Consider the following 19,246-nt stretch of genomic DNA (forward strand, 5'->3'; position numbering starts at 1 on the left):
TAGTGAATTGTAAAACTTTCAATGGAATAAAAATGAAAAACATCTATTTCCTTTCCGATGCTCATTTGGGTTCCCGTGCTATTGAGCACGGTCGTACACAAGAACGGCGGTTGGTGAATTTCTTGGATAGCATCAAACATAAAGCCGGGGCTATTTATTTACTGGGAGATATGTTCGACTTCTGGTATGAGTTTAAATTGGTGGTTCCTAAAGGGTATACACGCTTTTTGGGAAAGCTCTCCGAGTTGACGGACATGGGAGTAGAAGTGCATTTCTTTATCGGCAATCATGATATCTGGTGTGGGGATTACCTGTCAAAAGAGTGTGGCGTAATTATTCATCGCAAACCTCTTACTACTGAAATCTATGGCAGGGAATTTTATTTGGCTCACGGTGACGGTTTGGGAGATCCGGACAAGAAATTCAAGTTTTTGCGTTCGATGTTTCATAGCAAAACGCTGCAGACTTTGTTTTCAATGATTCATCCCCGATGGAGCATCGATTTAGGTTTGACATGGGCAAAGCATAGCCGCATGAAACGTGAAGACGGGAAAGAGCCTGATTATATGGGTGAAGATAAAGAATATCTGGTGCTCTATACCAAAGAATATCTGAAGAATCATCCGAATATAAATTACTTTATTTACGGACACCGCCATATAGAGCTTGATTTGATGTTGAGCACTACTGCACGGGTACTGATCTTGGGAGATTGGATCAATTACTTTTCATATGTCGTGTTTGACGGTGAGAATTTATTCCTAGAGAATTATATAGAAGGAGAAACACAGTTGTAGTAGGCCGTATACCCTCTTTCGATTATTACCCCAATGATAAAGGAATGTGATATATTCTTAATTAAGTCATCTTTTAGCTTATAGTTTAAATAAAAATAGGGACGTATTATTTGTATTTATAATATAAATTGCTATATTTGCTTTTGATAGTGAATTGCCATCTTATGCCCCCCTTATAGATCGGAAGCGATTTATCTGCTATTTATGGATTCTGCGATATGTTAATATAATGTCTAACTTTTAAACGGAGAACTATGAACGAGCAAGAATTTAATAATGCGTTGCTGAAAATCAGACGTATTTTGAGGGAAACCAGTGAAATTAGTGCAAAAGACTTGATTGTTAAACTGTCTTCCACTCACTTGAGAATCGACAGAGAGAATTTGGCCTTTATTTTGGGATGGTTGGCGAAAGAGAGAAATATCAACCTTGAATTCAGAGGAGACAACTTGGTAGTAACCAATCAAAGTAGCAAGTATGAATTTGCCTTCGGATAAGAAAACCGGTACCATGTGTTATGCTTGGGTGATGTATAAAAAATAAAAGTCCTCTGTTTGATGAGAGGACTTTTGTTGTTTTAATGTACTTTAGTATTTTGCCGCTTTGGCAATTCGTTGCGGGATTTCGATGTTGTCTATCTTTCCTCCGAAAAGCTGTGAACCTGCTCCAATGGCGAAAACCGGAACATATCCGGCCGAATGACTTCCACTGGCCCAACTGATCATAGCGATTTCATCCATTACCTCTTTGGCACGTGCAGCCATCGGCTCACTCTTCGAATACAGGCTTTCTTCGAAAACTACTTTATCTTTTACGAACGATTTCTCGTATTCATCGCGTAGTTTCTTCTCCTGCTCCCAAGAGATAGGAATTTCTTTCCAGAACCCCATATTGTCTGCCAATAAAGATTTCATGTCTTCCCACGAAACCTTATTGTTTTTAGCTTTTCTCAGTTCGCTGATCCGGGCAGAGAGGATATCGGCGGAGTTTTTCTGATGCTGAAGAACCTTCAGGTTCAGTGCGTACTTGCCTGTTCCCAATGCTATACCACCGGTCTCATGATCGGCAGTGACTACGATCAGCGTCTCTTTGGGATGTTTTTTGTAAAATTCATAGGCTACTTTTATGGCTTCGTCCATATCCGCTACTTCATTGAATACGGTAGCGGCATCGTTCGAATGGCAAGCCCAGTCTATCTTGCCGCCTTCTACCATTAGGAAGAAGCCTTTGTTTTTTTCTTTGGTAAGAAATTCGATTGCGCTCTCGGTAATCTGTGCCAAGGTCAGATCGTCTTTTTTGCGGTCGATGGCATATGGCAGGCAAGATGCATTGGCGCCTTCTTCCTGGATGAGAATCATTTTTTGAGCTTGCGGGGCTTTTGCCTTAAAATCGTTGTAACCACGGGCCAGAGTATAGCCGGCTTCTTCGAACATGGGGAAGATGCTTGGTGCTTCTTTTTTGTCTGCTGTGGTGGTGGGTTTTAGAAAGCCTGCTCCGGCATAGAAATCAAAATTAGCTTTGGGAAGATCAGTTGCGATCTCATAATACATGTTACGGTCGGGTTGGTGGGCATAAAACGCGGCGGGAGTGGCATGGTCTACACTTACGCTGGTGGCAACACCCACTTTCTTACCGGCTTTTTTAGCTTTTTCAGCGATTGTTTGCAGGGGTTCTTTCCGGTCGTCCATTCCAATGGCTCCATTGTAAGTCTTTACCCCAGTGGAGAGGGCGGTACCTGCTGCCGATGAATCTGTTACTGAATTGGTGGCCGAGAAAGTGCTTGCCATGGTGCCTACGGGGAACTGTGTGAAGAGCAACGGTTCCACTCCTATACGTCCGTTTTGTAATTCGGCACGATACATTTCTGTGCCATTCACTTGGTTTACTCCCATTCCATCACCGATGAAATAGAAGACATACTTCGCCTGTCCGTGTGCTACAACGGATATCAGTACAAAGCATAATACATACATTAATCGCTTCATTATATTAAGAGGTTTTTGATTTTGACAGGCAAATATACGGATTACACAGGGGATAAACGAAAAAAACGGTAAACAAATTGCAGGTCTATTGCAATCGGTTTACCGTTTTGTAATATGAATGAAATACTGTTGTTATGCTTTCACGCGTCCTACGTAAGAACCGTCACGAGTATCGATTTCGATGGTTTCGCCTTCGTTGATGAACAACGGAACACGTACGGTTGCACCGGATTCTACGGTTGCCGGCTTCAGTGTGTTGGTAGCTGTATCACCTTTCATTCCCGGTTCGGTATAAGTAACTTTCATCTGAACTTTGATAGGCATGTCGGCGTAGAGTACGGTTTCTGTAGAAGCATCGGAAACAACGTCGAGCACGGCTCCTTCAAGAAGGAAATCTACTCCGTTGATCAGGTCGTGAGCGATCGGGTGCTGGTCGAAAGTTTCCTGGTTCATGAAGATATAATCTTCACCTTCTTTATATAGGAACTGGTAAGGACGACGTTCTACGCGTACATCTTCCAGTTTTTCACCGATATTGAAACGGCGTTCAAGAACATAACCGCTTACTACGTCTTTCAGCTTGGTGCGCATGAATGTGTTACCTTTACCTGGCTTTACATGAAGAAATTCGATACAGAAATAAAGCTTTCCGTCCATACGGATACAGGTTCCGTTCTTGATGTCTTGAGCATTAATCATACTTGATATCTTTTATTATTTAATGTTATTGAGTTATCTACTGGACTTTCCGGGTGCAAAAGTAATCTAAATCGGCAAAAAATACAAAATCTTTTGACTAAAAATGAGTTATCTCTTGGTTTATTTAAAAAAAGTGCCTATTTTTGCAGCCCGATTACGTAGAATAATAACAATAAAAACAAGATACAGTAATGAAAAGAACATTTCAACCCTCTAACAGAAAGAGAAAAAACAAACACGGTTTCCGTGAGAGAATGGCAACTGCTAACGGCCGTAGAGTATTGGCTGCACGTCGTGCTAAAGGTCGTAAGAAGCTGACTGTTTCTGACGAATACAACGGAGTGAAAGCATAAGGAATTATTCTGCAGAGTTGTAAAAAACGAAATTGAAGAAGTAAAGACATTGTCTTTGCTTCTTTTTTTATGCCGGCAGGTGACCTGTCGTTTCGGAGGTGACCATTCGTACTGTGTTAGGGTATCCGGGGTATCCCGGCATGTCAGGCCGGGTTTCTCGGTGTGGAACCATTCGTTTCACTTAATGAAACCATTCGTTCCATACGGATGAAACCATTCGTTCCATGCTATTGAAACTGTTGGTTTCAATAAAGAGGAACCGTTCGTTTCAATAGTATGAAACGAACTTAACGTATCTCGCCCTGTCTCCGGAAATGAAAAACTATGCAAACTCTATGCTACTGTGTAGTTAAAATTGTATCTTTGACGCGGATTAACAGCTAAGATTTATGACAATAAAGGAATTTTTTTCGTTCAAGGCCAATAAATACTTTTGGTTAAATCTGATGGCAATGGTGGCAGTGGTTTGCCTGTTGTTTTTCGGAGTATTGAAATGGCTGGATAGTTATACCCGTCACGGCGAGGCTGTCGTAGTGCCGAATGTCAAAGGCATGACAATTGATGAAGCGGAAATGCTTTTCCGTAATCATGGGTTGGTTTGTGTTGTATCGGATTCCAGTTATGTGAAGAATAAGCCGGCCGGAAGTATTTTGGATGTAACCCCGTCGGTGGGGCAAAAAGTAAAAGAGGGAAGAATAATTTATCTGACTATCAATACATTGAATATTCCTTTGCGTCCCGTGCCGGATGTAGCGGACAATAGTTCGATGCGCCAGGCACAGGCTAAAATATTGGCTGCGGGATTTAAACTGTCTGAGAATGAAATGATTCCCGGAGAAAAGGACTGGGTGTATGGAGTGAAGTATATGGGCCGGCAATTGGAGATGGGGGATAAGGTTCCCGTAGGAGCCACTCTGACGCTGTTGGTGGGAGATGGAGAGGAGTTGCCTGTGGATAATGATTCCATTCAAAATGCAGACAGCATAATGGATAGTCATGAATCACCGGTTGATGATTCGTGGTTTTAAGTGGATACCTGTCAAGATTTAGAAAGAAAACTGTATGATAGAGGAATTGCCGGACGATATAGAGAATGATATTGATGATATAGAACCTGTCGGAGAGGAAGCGGATGCCCAGTTGTACGAACACTTTCGGGTGGTTGTGGATAAAGGGCAGGCGATGATGAGAGTCGACAAATATTTGTTCGAGCGTATTGTCAATGCTTCGCGCAACCGTATCCAGAAAGCTGCCGAAGACGGTTTGGTAAGGGCCAACGGGAAACCGGTGAAAAGTAGCTATAAGGTGAAGCCGTTGGATGTGATTACGGTGATGATGGACCGTCCGCGTTATGAGAATGAAATTATTCCGGAAGACATTCCCCTCGACATCGTATATGAAGATAAATATGTAATGGTGGTGAATAAGCCGCCCGGTCTGGTGGTACATCCGGGGCATGGAAATTATCACGGTACACTGGTCAATGCGCTGGCATGGCATATGAAGGACAATCCTGACTATGATGCCAACGATCCCCACGTAGGTTTGGTACACCGTATCGACAAGGATACTTCCGGATTGCTGGTCATTGCAAAAACACCGGATGCGAAAACGAATCTCGGAATCCAGTTTTTTAATAAAACGACGAAACGGCGTTATCGTGCATTGGTATGGGGAAATGTGGAGCAGGACGAAGGGACGATCGTCGGCAATATCGCCCGTAACCCGAAGGACAGGATGCAGATGGCGGTCATGTCCGATCCTACTGTCGGCAAACATGCCGTGACGCACTATCGTGTGCTCGAACGTTTGGGCTATGTGACGTTGGTGGAGTGTATTCTGGAGACAGGGCGTACGCATCAGATCAGGGTCCACATGAAGCATATCGGCCATGTATTGTTCAATGACGAACGGTATGGCGGACATGAGATTCTGAAAGGGACTCATTTTAGTAAATACAAACAATTCGTAAATAACTGCTTTGACACTTGTCCACGGCAGGCTTTGCATGCCATGACATTGGGGTTCGTACATCCTGTTACGGGAGAGGAGATGTATTTCACCTCGGAAATGCCCGATGATATGAGCCGGTTGATAGAGAAGTGGAGAAGCTATATAAGTAACAGAGAAATAGAATGAAACGCACAATTGCTATCGTGGCAGGAGGTGATACCTCCGAATTTCATGTATCCCTGCGTAGTGCACAGGGGATATGCTCTTTTATAGACAAGGAGAAGTATGATTTGTATATCGTCGAGATGGAAGGGCTCCGTTGGGAAGTGCAACTGCCTGATGGACGCAAGGCGCCGGTAGACCGCAATGATTTTAGCTTCATGAAAGGGGCGGAAAAGGTGAAGTTTGATTTCGCCTATATCACTATTCACGGCACTCCGGGTGAAGACGGGCGTCTTCAGGGGTATTTCGATATGATGCGTATCCCTTATTCCTGCTGTGGAGTATTGGCGGCTGCCATGACTTATGATAAGTTTATCTGTAACCAGTATCTCAAGGCTTTCGGTATTCGGATATCCGAGTCGTTACTGCTTCGCCAGGGGCAAACTGTTTCGGATGAAGACGTGATAGAGAAAATCGGTCTGCCCTGCTTTATCAAGCCGAGTTTAGGAGGTTCCAGCTTCGGAGTGACGAAAGTGAAAACCCGTGAACAAATACAGCCCGCCATTCTGAAAGCATTCAGTGAAGCGCAGGAAGTGCTGGTAGAAGCGTTCATGGATGGTACTGAAATAACTTGCGGTTGCTACAAAACAAAACAGAAATCAGTAGTGTTTCCTATAACGGAGGTGGTAACCGACAATGAATTTTTCGATTACGATGCCAAATACAACGGACAAGTGGATGAGATTACTCCGGCCCGTATTTCCGATGAGTTGACACGCCGTGTACAAACGTTGACTTCTGCCATTTATGACATCTTGGGATGCTCGGGAATTATCCGTGTCGATTACATCATTACGGCCGGTGATAAGATAAACCTGCTTGAAGTAAATACGACTCCCGGAATGACAGCTACCAGTTTTATTCCACAACAAGTGCGTGCTGCCGGATTGGATATAAAGGATGTAATGACTGATATAATAGAGAATAAATTTTAGTGACGCGTTATGAATACAACAGAGTTTGATGAAATCCGTCCTTATCACGACGAAGAACTTCCCCGTATATTCGAGGAATTAATTGCCGATCCGGCATTTCAGAAAGCCGCTTGTACTGTGATACCGAATGTGCCTTTTGAGATTCTGGCCCAGAAAATACGTGCTTGCAAAACAAAGCTGGATTTCCAGAAGACCTTCTGCTATGATATCCTTTGGAAACTGTCCGAAAGGCATACGAATGGCCTGACTCTCGATCATACGGCACTACCGGATAAAAAGAAGGCGTATGTGTATATAACCAACCATCGGGATATCATTCTTGATTCGGGCTTCCTTTCGATTTTGCTTGTGGACCAGGGCATGGATACAGTAGAAATTGCGATCGGAGACAATCTGCTGATCTATCCGTGGATCAAGAAGTTTGTCCGTGTCAATAAGTCGTTTATTGTGCAGCGTGCGCTGACCATGCGTCAGATGCTGGAATCTTCTGCCCGCATGTCACGATACATCCATTACACAATCCTGGAGAAGAATCAATCCGTCTGGATTGCACAGCGCGAAGGACGTGCCAAGGACTCCAATGACCGTACGCAGGACAGCGTGCTCAAGATGTTGGCTATGGGTGGTGAAGGGGATCTTATAGACCGTCTGATGGAGATAAACATAGCTCCGATGGCGATCTCGTATGAATATGACCCTTGCGATTTTCTCAAGGCGCAGGAGTTTCAGTTGAAAAGGGATATCGAGGGATATAAGAAAACGACGCAGGATGATTTGCGTAATATGGAAACGGGGCTGTTCGGCTATAAGGGAAAAGTACATTTCCAGGCCGCTCCCTGCATAAATGATGTTCTTGAAAAGATGGATCGCAGCTTGCCGAAGACGGAGCTGTTTGCGCACATTTCTTCATTGATAGACCGACGTATTCATGCCAGTTACCGTTTGTATCCGGGTAATTACATCGCTCATGATTTACGGACGGGGACCGATGAATTTACCGGTTACTATACTCCGGAAGAAAAGGCTCATTTTGAAAACTATATAGAGCAGCAACTGGGCAAGATCGATATCCCGAATAAAGATATTCCGTTTCTGCGCGAAAAGATGTTGCTGATGTATGCGAATCCGTTGACTAATTATTTGGCTGCTAAATAATCTGGCTGAAACGAACTTAATACTAACCCGATAAAAAATATCAAAGATGAATAAATTGTTTACAGGAGTTTTCCTGTTTTTCTCTACGCTTTTCTCTTGCCAGCAGAAGGGCGAGTTTAAGTCGCTGTCGGTGAATGACTTTGAGTCTCTGATAGAAGCTTCCGATGTGCAACGTCTGGATGTTCGTACTTTGGCCGAATATTCGGAAGGACGTATCCCTGCTTCGATCAATATCAACGTACTTGATGATTCGTTTGCTGCCATTGCCGATTCTACTCTTCAGAAAGACAGGCCGGTGGCGGTTTATTGTCGCAGTGGAAAGCGTAGTAAGAAGGCGGCTGATATTTTGAGTGAACGGGGATATCAGGTTTTTGAATTGGATAAAGGATTTAATGCTTGGCAGCAGGCAGGAAAGACAATTGAACAGTAAACAGCCTCTCCCCAACCCTCTCCGTGGGAGAGGGAGCCAAAGTTAGTACTGCTAATCAATTGTTTGCGAGTCATTTCTTACTCCCTCTCCCACGGAGAGGGCGGGGAGAGGCTTACTATAAAGCGGTTTGTTGGGTGATAAAGCCCGGCAAACCGTTTTTTCTACATAAAAGGCTTATTATTACACATGGGTTTTCGTAGTTCTCCGTAATCTTGCAGTCGTCAAACCCGCGATTTTTTTCATTGAATATATAATTAATAAAATTGGAGACTATGAAATTCAAAACTTTACTTTTGTTTGCCTTTGCCTTATTAATGCCGATGGCTTTATCGGCTGCTACTTCCATCAAAGAGGTGGGAGGCTGGTTCGAATCGGGCTATGTCACTTGGAATCTGGTAGAAGGGGCTTCTACCTATAGCGTTTATTGTAAGTCGGTTGACGGCTCTTATTCCAAATTGGATGCGGAACTGGTACGTAATTATGGAGATTACGGGCGTGCGGATGTGATAGGTGTCAAAGCCGGAACTTATCAATTTAAAATAGTACCGGTGGATGAAGAGGGAACGGAAATGACCGGTCAGGCTGTTGAGTCTTCTACATTTGAAGTGAAAGCGCACGATCGTGCGGGATTTGCTCATTTCAATTATTCGGGTGTAGGTGCATATAAGGATGACGGAACATTGAAGGATAATGCTAAAGTGCTTTATGTTACCTCTAAGACCGCTAAAACGGTGACCTGTCCTGTTGTCACAGACAATAAGGGCAAGGTTGAAACCTTCACTGGACTTCAAACCATTATCGATGCACGTCAGAAAGGGTATGATACGACACCTTTGGTAATTCGTATCATCGGCCTGATTGAAGCAAATGACATGGACCATTTTTCCAGTAGTGCGGAGGGATTACAGATTAAAGGAAAGAATGCGAACAGCGAGATGAACATCACCCTTGAGGGAGTGGGAAATGATGCTACAATCCGGGGATTCGGCATTTTGCTGAGAAATTGCAAGAGTGTTGAAATTAGAAACTTTGCGGTTATGCTCTGTATGGATGATTGTATCTCGTTGGATACGGATAATAGTAATTGCTGGGTGCATAATATTGATTTCTTTTATGGTAAAACCGGTAGTGCTTCGGACCAGGCTAAAGGTGACGGTTCTTTGGATTGTAAGGCAGATTCCAAATATATGACTTTCTCTTACAACCGTTTTTGGGATTCGGGTAAGATGGCTCTTTGTGGTATGACATCCGAAACGGGAGAGAATTTTATCAGCTATCATCATAATTGGTTCGATCACTCGGATTCGCGCCATCCTCGTGTGCGTACAATGACCGTACATGTATACAATAATTATTTTGACGGTATCTCAAAATATGGGGTGGGAGCTACTACCGGTTCGAACGTATTTGTAGAAAGTAACTATTTCCGTAATACAAATAAGCCGATGATGATTTCTTTGCAGGGTACAGATATTGTAAATGGAGAGAAAAATGCAACTTTTAGCGGAGAGACCGGTGGGATGATCAAAGCATATGGGAATGTTTACGCGGAGAAATCCTCCAATTTTAAGCTTGTGACACACAAGCAATCAGCTACAAGTTTTGATTGTTATGAGGCGGAAACACGTGATGAAGTTGTACCGGCTTCTTATGTGACTCTTTCCGGAGGTACGTCTTATAATAATTTTGATACGGATAAGAGCAAGATGTATACATACGCTGTTGATGTGGCAACGGATATTCCGGGAATTGTTTCCGGACAATATGGTGCCGGGCGTATGCAGCACGGTGATTTTAAATGGTCTTTTGACAATGCGGTTGACGACGCTTCGTCTGCTGTAAATACTGCGTTGAAGTCTGCAATCACTAATTATACTTCTCAATTGGTTGGTGTTTTCGGCGATACTTCCGGTGGTGACGGTGATGGTGACGGTGATGGCGATGGCGACGGTGATGATAAACCTGTGCCGCCGGTGGACGGCGATTATTCCTGTTATTTCACGGCTGATAAGAAACCGTCCAATGATTTTTATACGGTAACAGGCAACTATTCTAAAGATAAAGGTTCGGTAACTGTAAACGGGACGGAGTATGATTGGTGTTTGAAAATGGAAAGTGCCACTTCTGTAAAATTCACAATAGAGGAGGAAATGACGCTGACTTTGGTTTTTGGAAAAGCTGATAAAACACCTAATATTAAAATTGACGGGACGAAAGTTGCAAGCGATTCAGACGGTATCCTTACCTATAAATTAGCTGCCGGCTCGCACGAATTGACAAAGGCGGATTCGCATAATCTTTTCTATATAAATCTGACACCTGCTTCAAGTTCGACCGGTATCGAGGAGACGGTTAGTGAGGCTGCCGATGAAGATGGCATTATCTATGATTTGTCCGGTAGAGTGGTTCAGAATCCTCAGAGAGGTATTTATATAAGAAACGGGAAGAAGATATTCTTTCAGTAGTGTTGGGATAGCCTGTTGAAGGCTGAATATGGTTTTAGTGAAAAAGCTCCGGTTGTCTGCGGTATTCCCGCCGGATAACCGGAGCTTTTGTTGTTGTGATATGCTGTGTTGAGGCTGCTTATTGCAATCCTTCCAGTAGTCTTTTCAATACGACTGTGGCCGATATTTCACGATTGGCAGCTTCCGGTATGACGATAGACTGCGGGCTTTCGATGACATCGTCCGTTACGATCATATTACGGCGTACAGGCAGACAGTGCATGAAATAAGCATGGTTGGTCACTGCCATCTGGCGGTCACTTACCGTCCACTCGCGGTCTTTGCTTAAGATCTGTCCGTAATTGTCACCTGTATAGGCAGCCCAATTCTTGGCATAGATAAAGTCGGCTTCTTCGAAAGCTTTCATTTGGTCGTATTCCACCTTTGCACGGCCTACAAACTTCGGATCGAGTTCATAACCTTCGGGGTGGGTAATTACAAAATCGTAATCGGTTGCATTCATCCATTCGGCAAACGAATTCGGTACGGCTTGTGGCAATGGACGGGGATGGGGTGCCCAAGTCATGACCACTTTCGGCCGAGCGGTTTTTTTGTATTCTTCAATGGTGATAAGGTCGGCAAAACTCTGTAACGGATGGCGCGTGGCTGCTTCCATCGAGAACACCGGACGACCGGAGTATTTGATGAACTGGTTAATGATTACTTCTTCATAGTCATAATCACGATTCTCGAAACGTGCAAAAGAGCGTACGCCTATGATGTCGCAATAACACCCCATCACCGGAATGGCTTCCAGCAGATGTTCCGGTTTGTCGCCGTCCATGATAACTCCCCGTTCGGTTTCCAGTTTCCATGCCCCCTGATTAATGTCGAGAACAATAACATTCATCCCTAAATTGAGTGCCGCCTTTTGGGTACTCAGGCGTGTACGCAGGCTGGAATTGAAGAAGATCATCATCAAAGTCTTATTTCTTCCCAACTCTACATATTTAAAACGGTCTTTTTTAATCTCAAATGCTTCGGCCAAGGCGATTTTTAAATCGCCTATGTCCTGTACACAAGTAAATTTCTTCATATCTCTCTATTTTTTTAATTATACTTCTCCCATCTCCATTCTCCCCTCTCTCATCTCTTCTCAACTCTCCCTCGTTTGTCCGTCTCCTTCAATGATCCATTTGTAGGAGGTTATTTCTTCGAGTGCCATCGGACCGCGAGCATGCAATTTTTGCGTACTGATACCGATTTCGGCTCCCAATCCGAATTGTGCTCCGTCGGTAAAGGCCGTGGATACATTGGTATATACACAAGCGGCATCTACAATTTTGCTGAATAGGGCGGCGCATTCCTTATTTTCTGTGATGATGCTTTCGCTGTGCTTGGAACTGTATTCTGCAATATGCCCCAAGGCGTCTTCAATACTTTTCACGGTTTTGATTGCCATCTTATAGTCCAGAAATTCTGTGCCGAAGCTTTCCGGGGTAGCCGGTTTCAAGAGTGCCGGCGGATAATGCCCTTCCAGACTGTGATAGGCTTGGGGATCGGCAAAGATAATGACGTTGCTGTCTTGTAATTTTTTGCAGATTTCCGGCAAGTCGTTCAGTCGCTTCTCGTGGATGAGAACGCAATCCAGTGCGTTGCATACACTGACGCGGCGTGTTTTTGCATTATTGATGATGGCGGCTCCTTTGGCTGTATCTCCATATTCGTCGAAATAAGTATGGCAGATACCCGCCCCTGTTTCAATGACAGGGATCGTTGCATTCTCGCGTACAAAATTTATCAGATTACTGCTGCCGCGCGGAATGATGAGATCTACATATCCTACGGCATGCAGGAGTTCCGCCGTGGCTTCCCGGTCGGCCGGCAGGAGTTCTACGATATGTGTATCTACGCCGAAACGCTTTAACACATCGTGGATAACGCTGACTATGGCCCGGTTGGAGCAGTCGGCATCACTTCCTCCTTTCAGGATACAGGCGTTGCCGCTTTTGAGACAAAGGGAAAATACATCGAAACTGACGTTGGGGCGCGCTTCATAAATGATGCCGATGACACCGAACGGGACAGAGACCTTTGTCAGTTTCATTCCATTGGGGCGGACGGTTTCTTTCAATACCCGTCCCAATGGCGAGGGGAGGGTAGCCACGTTGCGAGTATCGGCTGCAATTCCTTTTAGCCGTGCTTCCGTCAACTTCAACCGGTCGTATTTCGGATTGCTCTGTTCCATTCGTGCGAGATCTTTTGCATTCTCGCTTAAGATGAACGGAGTTTCGGCGATGGCGGCATCTGCTACCGCATTCAGTATCCGGTTGATTGTTTGATCGTCCAGTAGAGCCAGTTTCCGGCTGGCTGCCTGTACGGTGGTAAATGTTTCTTTGAGGTTCATATCTTTGGGCTCTAAAATCTATTATTCTATATACAGATAATCATAGTGCACTACAGGTCTTTTGCCATGCTTCCCCATTGCTTCACGGGCCTGTGCGGAGTCGCAGTTTGCTTTACCTACTCCTACTGCATTCCCGCGAAAGTCAATGATGCGCACAATGTCATCTTTTTCGAAATCACCTTCAATACGGGTGATGCCGACCGGTAATATGCTCACGGCCTTGTCCGAATTCAAAACTTCCGTGGCGCATTCGTTCATATGTATTTCACCTTTGGCAAAGCCTTCACTGTGTGCAATCCATTTTTTTATACTGGATACCGGTTCCTGCGACGGGGTGAAGCGGGTGCAAAGAGTTTCTTCCGGCTTTTGCAGAATGTCGACCAGGATATTATCCCGTTTTCCATTGGCAATGATGACGGTAATGCCTTCGTCGGCTACTTTGCGTGCGATGTTGGTCTTTGTCAGCATGCCGCCTCTGCCAAAACTCGACTTACTGGTTTGTATATAGCTCGACAGGTCTTTGCCGTGGCCGATTTCCCGGATGACGGAAGAAGACGGGTCGTTGGGAGAACCATTGTAAATACCATCTATGTTGCTTAAAATGATAAGTGCCTGCGTGTCCATCATCGAAGCGATGAGACCGGATAGTTCGTCATTGTCGGTGAACATCAGTTCGGTGACCGAGATGGTATCGTTTTCGTTTACTATAGGAATTACTCCGTTTTCCAGCATGACTGTCATGCAGTTTTTTTGGTTCAGGTAATGGCGTCGTGTGCCGAAACTCTCTTTGGTAGTCAGCACTTGTCCCACCGGGATACCATGATCGCGGAATAATTCATAATACCGGTTGATTAGTTTTGCTTGGCCTACGGCCGAGAAGAGTTGACGCTGGTCTATGCTGTCCAGCTTCTTTAGAGTCCGTATTTCGCTACGGCCGGAGGCTACGGCACCCGAAGAGATGAGGATTACTTCTACGCCCGCCTTGTGCAGTTCGGCTATCTGGTCGACAAGGGCTGACATGCGGGTTACATCCAATGTCCCATCCCGGCGTGTCAGTACATTACTTCCTACCTTTACGGCAATTCTTGTAAACTCTTGTTTCATTTTGCTAACGATTTGAAAGCACAAATATAGGACTTTTTATCGTAATGAAAGTTAGGCGGGTGTGAAATCAACTTAATCTCATGAATGAAAAGACCTGTCCCGGCATTATTTAGGTTGAAAAATGCGTATCTTTGTACCCCGAAAAAACAAGTAGACCCATGAAGCAGACTAACCCTCAGGTGGAACAAATGACCTCGTTCATCGTTATGGACGTATTGGAACGTGCCAATGAATTGCAGAAACAAGGTATCGATATTATTCATCTGGAAGTAGGTGAACCCGATTTTGATGTTCCTGTCTGTGTTGCCGAAGCAGCCAAGAAAGCGTATGATTCTCATTTGACTCATTACACTCACTCTTTGGGGGATCCTGAATTGAGGAAGGAAATTGCTGCTTTTCATCAGCAGGAATACGGGGTGACGGTAGACCCCGATTGTATTGTGGTGACTTCCGGTTCTTCGCCGGCTATCCTGCTGGTTTTGTTGCTGCTTTGCCGTCCGGACAGCGAGGTGATTCTTTCCAATCCCGGTTATGCCTGTTATCGCAATTTTGTGCTGGCCGCACAGGCAAAACCTGTGTTGGTTCCGCTTCGTCCGGAAAACGGGTTACAATACAATATAGAAGATATCAAAAAGTTTATCACGACCCGTACGGCAGCTATTTTCATCAATTCTCCGATGAATCCTACCGGACTTTTATTGGAAGATCGTTTTTTGAAAGAGATTGCCGGGCTTGGAGTTCCTGTGATTTCGGATGAGATTTATCATGGATTGGTTTATGAAGGACGTGCCCGTAGTATTCTGGAATTTACGGATCAGGCATTTGTTCTGAATGGTTTTTCAAAACGTTTTGCCATGACCGGATTGCGGCTCGGCTATGTGATAGCGCCTAAAACTTGCATGCGGGCTTTACAGAAATTACAGCAGAATCTTTTTATCTGTGCTCCCAGTATAGCTCAGCAAGCCGGTATTGCTGCGCTTCGGTATGCTGCCCCTGATGTGGAAAGAATGCGTGCTACCTATGACGAGCGCCGTCGATACATGATCGGGCGCCTTCGCGAAATGGGATTCGGTATCCAGGTCGAACCTAAAGGGGCTTTTTATATTTTTGCCGATGCCCGCAAATTTACAAAGGATTCTTATAAATTTGCTTTCGAAGTATTGGAGCAGGCACATGTTGGAATTACACCGGGAATCGACTTCGGTACAGGAGGAGAGGGATACGTTCGTTTTTCGTATGCCAACTCGTTAGAGAATATCCGCGAGGCGCTCGATCGTCTTAATCGTTTTCTGCTTTCTCGCGGTTTCTTATAATTTCCATTGCAGGTTCATAACAGTCCTCTGTCACCATTACAGATACGGTAGGGCTGATATAGGGAGCTATCGTTGTGATGAGGCCGTCTTTCAAGGCGGCTGCTATTTCATTGCTTTCAAGCAGACCTTTGATGAGTTCTGCTTCCCATCTCGAACCGGAAAACACTTCAACTAAACGGCTATTATCTTCTTCTTTCATAATTTTTTGGGGTATTAAGGTGTTTATACTTCTACAAATGTACACGATAATTTCAGAAAAATGGCATCGGGAGATGAAAAAGTAAGAGACTATTTTGTTTATTTTCGATAATACAGCACTCTATGTATGTTTCGTATCCTTTACACACTGTTTGAAACGCTTTGGATAGTAACTGTGGACGGGCACAAAAAGAGAACTCTTTGTTTCTGCTTTTCTTAATAGTGTGAGCAAAATACACAATAAAGTGAATAAATTAATCAATTTATTGCCTAAACGTCAAAAATAGATGTATATTTGCGAAACACAACCACGCCATTAATCTTGCAGAAATATGAGAACGATCCCCTCTCGGAGAATATTATTTGTCATTTCTCTTATTCTTTGTTGTACAGTCTGTGCGCAAGAAGAAAAAGAGTTTAATGTAGATAGTGAACTTTATTCTTACTTTCAGCGTTGTCAGGAGAATGTCGGTGATTCGAAAGTTCTTCACATGGCGGATACATTATATTGGATGTCTGAAAAAAAAGGAGATCAGCGCATGCAAGCTGTAGCATTGACTCTGAAATTAGACCATTATTATTTTAAGGGAGATGAAGAAGACAGTATCATTCATTATACGAAGGTGGTTAAGGAGTTTGCGGAGAAAACCAATCAGCCTAAATACTATTATTTCGTTTGGAACAACCGTTTGATTTTATATTATCTCAAAACAGGAAAAAGTAATATTGCCTTGTATGAGGCTCAGGAAATGCTTAAGGATGCACAAAAAAGAGATAGTAAAATCGGATTGCTTTATTGTTATAACAGTCTGTATCAGATTTATGAAATCAAAGATTTGAAGAGTCTGGCTATTGAATATTGCCTGAAAGGAATCGAACTGACTGAAACTTATCATGTTGATAATTATAATATTTCAACTTCTTATACGGAGGTAGCCAAATACTATATCAACCAGGGGGATATTTCTAAAGCTCTCGAAATGCTGAAAAAAGCGGAATCTACGGCCAATGCAAGTACGCATGTTTTTTCTGCAAAATTGGGATATGTACACTATTATCTTGCCATAGATAATCCGGGCGAGGCTTGGAATAGATTGCAGGAGGCCAAAGTGCTGGTCGAAGAGGATAAAAAACTGGATATTTATAAGAAGCTTTACTACGAGAATGAAGTCTTCTATTACAAGCAAACCAAACAATATCAGAAAGCTTTGGTGGCTGCCGATAAACAAATAGAGGAAGAACTGCGGCTTAACGAACATGCGTTGCAAGGCAGCCATTATCGTATGAAAGGTGAAATATATCGGGCGATGGGGCGAAAGGATCTTGCAACGGATTTTTTGGCCAAATATATTTTGCTGGAAGATTCCATAAGACAAAGTAATGAAGAACAATCCATCAGTGGATTTGCCACTCTGGTCAATATGGAAAGATTGAATGCCGAGAAAAAAGAGTTAGTGCTTCAGGCACAGAAAAAAGAATTGCATAATAAGCAACTTCTCATAATTTCGCTGGTTACCTTACTGGTTTTCGTATTTATATTTTTGTATCGTGAGAATCGCTTGAATAAACGGCTTCTCCATTCGGAGGAAGAATTACGGAAAGCAAAAAATGCGGCAGAGACCGCCAGCCAGATGAAAACGTTGTTTATACAAAGTATGTCGCACGAAATTCGTACACCGTTAAATTCGATTGTGGGATTCTCTCAAATATTGGGAGACCGCTATCAGGATGATCCGGATACTAAGGTATATGCTTCTATTATAGAGGAGAACAGTAATAACCTCCTTCGGCTGATAACAGATGTGCTCGAGTTGTCTGATCTGGATAAGACCGGAAAGATGCCGGCTGATATCATGACCAATATAAATGACTGTTGTAAGTTGAGTGTGGATAATATTCGTAAAGATGTGCAAGAGGGAGTGGAATTGCATTTCCAGCCGGCCCGTGAAGAATTTATCGTGAAAAGTAATCCGGAGCGTATCATGCAGGTGTTGGTGAACTTGCTGCATAATGCTGCAAAATTCACTCCGTCGGGTGATATAACATTGGCATATAATATAATGAAGGAGGGACAGCGGATCTGTTTTACTATAACCGACACAGGGCCTGGCATTCCTTTGGAAAAGCAGGAGGCGGTTTTCTCCAGATTTGCCAAACTTGACAGTTATTCGCAGGGTACCGGACTGGGACTCTCGATCTGTCGGGGAATTGCAGATAAGTTGGGAGGGAGTCTGACTCTTGATTCTAAGTACACGAAAGGGTGTCGTTTTGTATTTATAATACCATATTCTTAGTTTTTATATATTTAATACCCTAACAAATGAAAACAAAAGTATTTCTTATGAGTCTGGCGTTGAGTTGCCTTTGGAGCTGTCAGCAAAATGAATCGGAAGAGTTGATAACCGCTCGAACGATTAACTTCACCAGTGTTGTGATTGGTGATGAAGTTCTATCACGGGCCGGTGGTACTTCCATTGATGTGATTTCAATGCGTACCGAATTGGATGATGCGTTTACAGTGTTTAACCTCAGAGAAGATACTCGTTCATGGGAAGAATTCGGAAAGGCGGATGAGGTTCTCTTTTATGCCCATTACCCGCGTTTGCCGGAAGATGTATCCGGTGCGGAGACTCGTGTATTGAAAGGAGGAACGGATGATTATTTGTTCGGGCAGGCGAAAGCGGTCAACGGTCAGCAGCAGGTATGTCTTCAGTTTAAACGCGTGATGGTCCCTTTGGCAGTAGAAGTTCTTGAGGAGGATGGCAATCCTTATCCGGGCAGTATTGAGGTCGGTGCTTTGTTAAAGAATAAAGGTGTTCAGAACTTGAAAGATGGTTCTGTTACTACTCTTGACGAAAAGGAATATACTAAATTTGAATGTGTAGCGAATAGCACGACAAGAGGTGTAAAAGCGATTATTGCTATTAACCTTCTGCCACAAAAAATTGAAAAAGGAACTCCTTTTCAAGTGCAGTTGAGTGACGGTAGGGCTTATACTGCTACAGTAGCCGAAACCGTACTGTTGAAATCAGGAGAAAATTATAAGGCGGTTGTGAAAGGTGACAAGGTGACCATTACAATCTTTGATGGATCTATTCCCTTATAAGTGTTAGGTTAACGTGAGTTATATCGAGCTCACGTTAGATTAATGAAATCGTGTTAATGAAACATATGATAAAGATAAAGCCCTCTTTGTATAAACAAGATACAGAGAGGGCTTATATTATATGGAGAGCGTACGGATTACTCAA

Annotated in this window: 18 protein-coding genes; 12 read left to right on the forward strand and 6 right to left on the reverse strand. The window is 43.6% G+C overall.

What is annotated here, in order from left to right; genetic code table 11:
• The first annotated feature begins 32 nt into the window (after nt 1–32).
• Nucleotides 33–797: a UDP-2,3-diacylglucosamine diphosphatase gene (locus RB604_RS06400; RefSeq protein ID WP_025819141.1), complete on the forward strand. Its 765-nt coding sequence runs from the start codon at nt 33–35 to the stop codon at nt 795–797.
• Between the two features lie 254 nt (nt 798–1,051).
• Nucleotides 1,052–1,294 (forward strand): winged helix-turn-helix domain-containing protein, encoded by a 243-nt coding sequence (locus tag RB604_RS06405; protein WP_005926819.1) that lies wholly within the window; start codon nt 1,052–1,054, stop codon nt 1,292–1,294.
• A gap of 90 nt (nt 1,295–1,384) precedes the next feature.
• Here the strand turns inward: RB604_RS06405 and RB604_RS06410 are convergent, their stop codons facing one another.
• Together RB604_RS06410 and efp are read right to left on the reverse strand one after the other, a co-directional pair.
• Entirely contained in the window at nt 1,385–2,782 is a 1,398-nt protein-coding gene (locus tag RB604_RS06410) for an alkaline phosphatase (RefSeq protein WP_025819142.1), read from the reverse strand.
• A gap of 132 nt (nt 2,783–2,914) precedes the next feature.
• A complete protein-coding gene (gene efp / locus RB604_RS06415) occupies nt 2,915–3,481 on the reverse strand; it encodes an elongation factor P (protein WP_002558969.1) in 567 nt (188 codons plus the stop codon).
• Between the two features lie 191 nt (nt 3,482–3,672).
• On the opposite strand from efp, the gene rpmH reads away from it, so the two are divergent.
• The 7 genes from rpmH to RB604_RS06450 all read left to right on the forward strand — a co-directional run bounded on the left by rpmH (nt 3,673) and on the right by RB604_RS06450 (nt 10,994).
• On the forward strand, nt 3,673–3,834 hold the full coding sequence (rpmH, locus tag RB604_RS06420) for a 50S ribosomal protein L34 (protein WP_004292199.1): 162 nt from the start codon (nt 3,673–3,675) through the stop codon (nt 3,832–3,834).
• Between the two features lie 389 nt (nt 3,835–4,223).
• Complete coding sequence (locus tag RB604_RS06425; protein ID WP_007479025.1) at nt 4,224–4,862, forward strand: PASTA domain-containing protein; 639 nt, start codon at nt 4,224–4,226, stop codon at nt 4,860–4,862.
• A gap of 34 nt (nt 4,863–4,896) precedes the next feature.
• On the forward strand, nt 4,897–5,973 hold the full coding sequence (locus tag RB604_RS06430; protein ID WP_005926808.1) for an RluA family pseudouridine synthase: 1,077 nt from the start codon (nt 4,897–4,899) through the stop codon (nt 5,971–5,973).
• A complete protein-coding gene (locus tag RB604_RS06435; protein WP_007479024.1) occupies nt 5,970–6,944 on the forward strand; it encodes a D-alanine--D-alanine ligase in 975 nt (324 codons plus the stop codon). The genes RB604_RS06430 and RB604_RS06435 overlap by 4 nt, the downstream gene beginning before the upstream one ends.
• A 9-nt stretch (nt 6,945–6,953) precedes the next feature.
• Entirely contained in the window at nt 6,954–8,099 is a 1,146-nt protein-coding gene (locus RB604_RS06440) for a 1-acyl-sn-glycerol-3-phosphate acyltransferase (protein WP_007479023.1), read from the forward strand.
• A 37-nt stretch (nt 8,100–8,136) separates the two neighbouring features.
• Complete coding sequence (locus RB604_RS06445; RefSeq protein WP_025819143.1) at nt 8,137–8,529, forward strand: rhodanese-like domain-containing protein; 393 nt, start codon at nt 8,137–8,139, stop codon at nt 8,527–8,529.
• 272 nt (nt 8,530–8,801) lie between these two features.
• On the forward strand, nt 8,802–10,994 hold the full coding sequence (locus RB604_RS06450; protein WP_007479022.1) for a pectate lyase family protein: 2,193 nt from the start codon (nt 8,802–8,804) through the stop codon (nt 10,992–10,994).
• A gap of 118 nt (nt 10,995–11,112) precedes the next feature.
• On the opposite strand, the gene RB604_RS06455 is transcribed toward RB604_RS06450, so the two are convergent.
• Genes RB604_RS06455 through proB form a run of 3 tightly spaced genes read right to left on the reverse strand, consistent with a single transcriptional unit; the run spans nt 11,113 to nt 14,484 of the window.
• Nucleotides 11,113–12,069: a Rossmann-fold NAD(P)-binding domain-containing protein gene (locus tag RB604_RS06455; RefSeq protein WP_055293414.1), complete on the reverse strand. Its 957-nt coding sequence runs from the start codon at nt 12,067–12,069 to the stop codon at nt 11,113–11,115.
• A 60-nt stretch (nt 12,070–12,129) separates the two neighbouring features.
• Nucleotides 12,130–13,380, reverse strand: coding sequence for a glutamate-5-semialdehyde dehydrogenase (locus RB604_RS06460; RefSeq protein WP_007479020.1), 1,251 nt, complete (start codon nt 13,378–13,380; stop codon nt 12,130–12,132).
• A 21-nt stretch (nt 13,381–13,401) separates the two neighbouring features.
• On the reverse strand, nt 13,402–14,484 hold the full coding sequence (gene proB, locus RB604_RS06465; RefSeq protein WP_055293417.1) for a glutamate 5-kinase: 1,083 nt from the start codon (nt 14,482–14,484) through the stop codon (nt 13,402–13,404).
• A 158-nt stretch (nt 14,485–14,642) separates the two neighbouring features.
• Between proB and RB604_RS06470 the strand changes: the two genes are divergently transcribed.
• A complete protein-coding gene (locus RB604_RS06470) occupies nt 14,643–15,797 on the forward strand; it encodes a pyridoxal phosphate-dependent aminotransferase (protein WP_007479018.1) in 1,155 nt (384 codons plus the stop codon).
• Here the strand turns inward: RB604_RS06470 and RB604_RS06475 are convergent.
• Nucleotides 15,763–15,996 (reverse strand): DUF2007-related protein, encoded by a 234-nt coding sequence (locus tag RB604_RS06475; RefSeq protein WP_005926785.1) that lies wholly within the window; start codon nt 15,994–15,996, stop codon nt 15,763–15,765. The genes RB604_RS06470 and RB604_RS06475 overlap by 35 nt on opposite strands.
• Nucleotides 15,997–16,327: 331 nt before the next feature.
• On the opposite strand from RB604_RS06475, the gene RB604_RS06480 reads away from it, so the two are divergent.
• Together RB604_RS06480 and RB604_RS06485 are read left to right on the forward strand one after the other, a co-directional pair.
• Nucleotides 16,328–18,289: a tetratricopeptide repeat-containing sensor histidine kinase gene (locus RB604_RS06480; RefSeq protein ID WP_005926782.1), complete on the forward strand. Its 1,962-nt coding sequence runs from the start codon at nt 16,328–16,330 to the stop codon at nt 18,287–18,289.
• Nucleotides 18,290–18,315: 26 nt separating this feature from the next.
• Nucleotides 18,316–19,101, forward strand: a complete 786-nt coding sequence (locus tag RB604_RS06485; protein WP_007479017.1) for a fimbrillin family protein — start codon at nt 18,316–18,318, stop codon at nt 19,099–19,101.
• Nucleotides 19,102–19,246: the final 145 nt, after the last annotated feature.

Source organism: Bacteroides salyersiae (assembly GCF_031172035.1).
GTDB classification, from domain to species: Bacteria; Bacteroidota; Bacteroidia; order Bacteroidales; family Bacteroidaceae; genus Bacteroides; species Bacteroides salyersiae.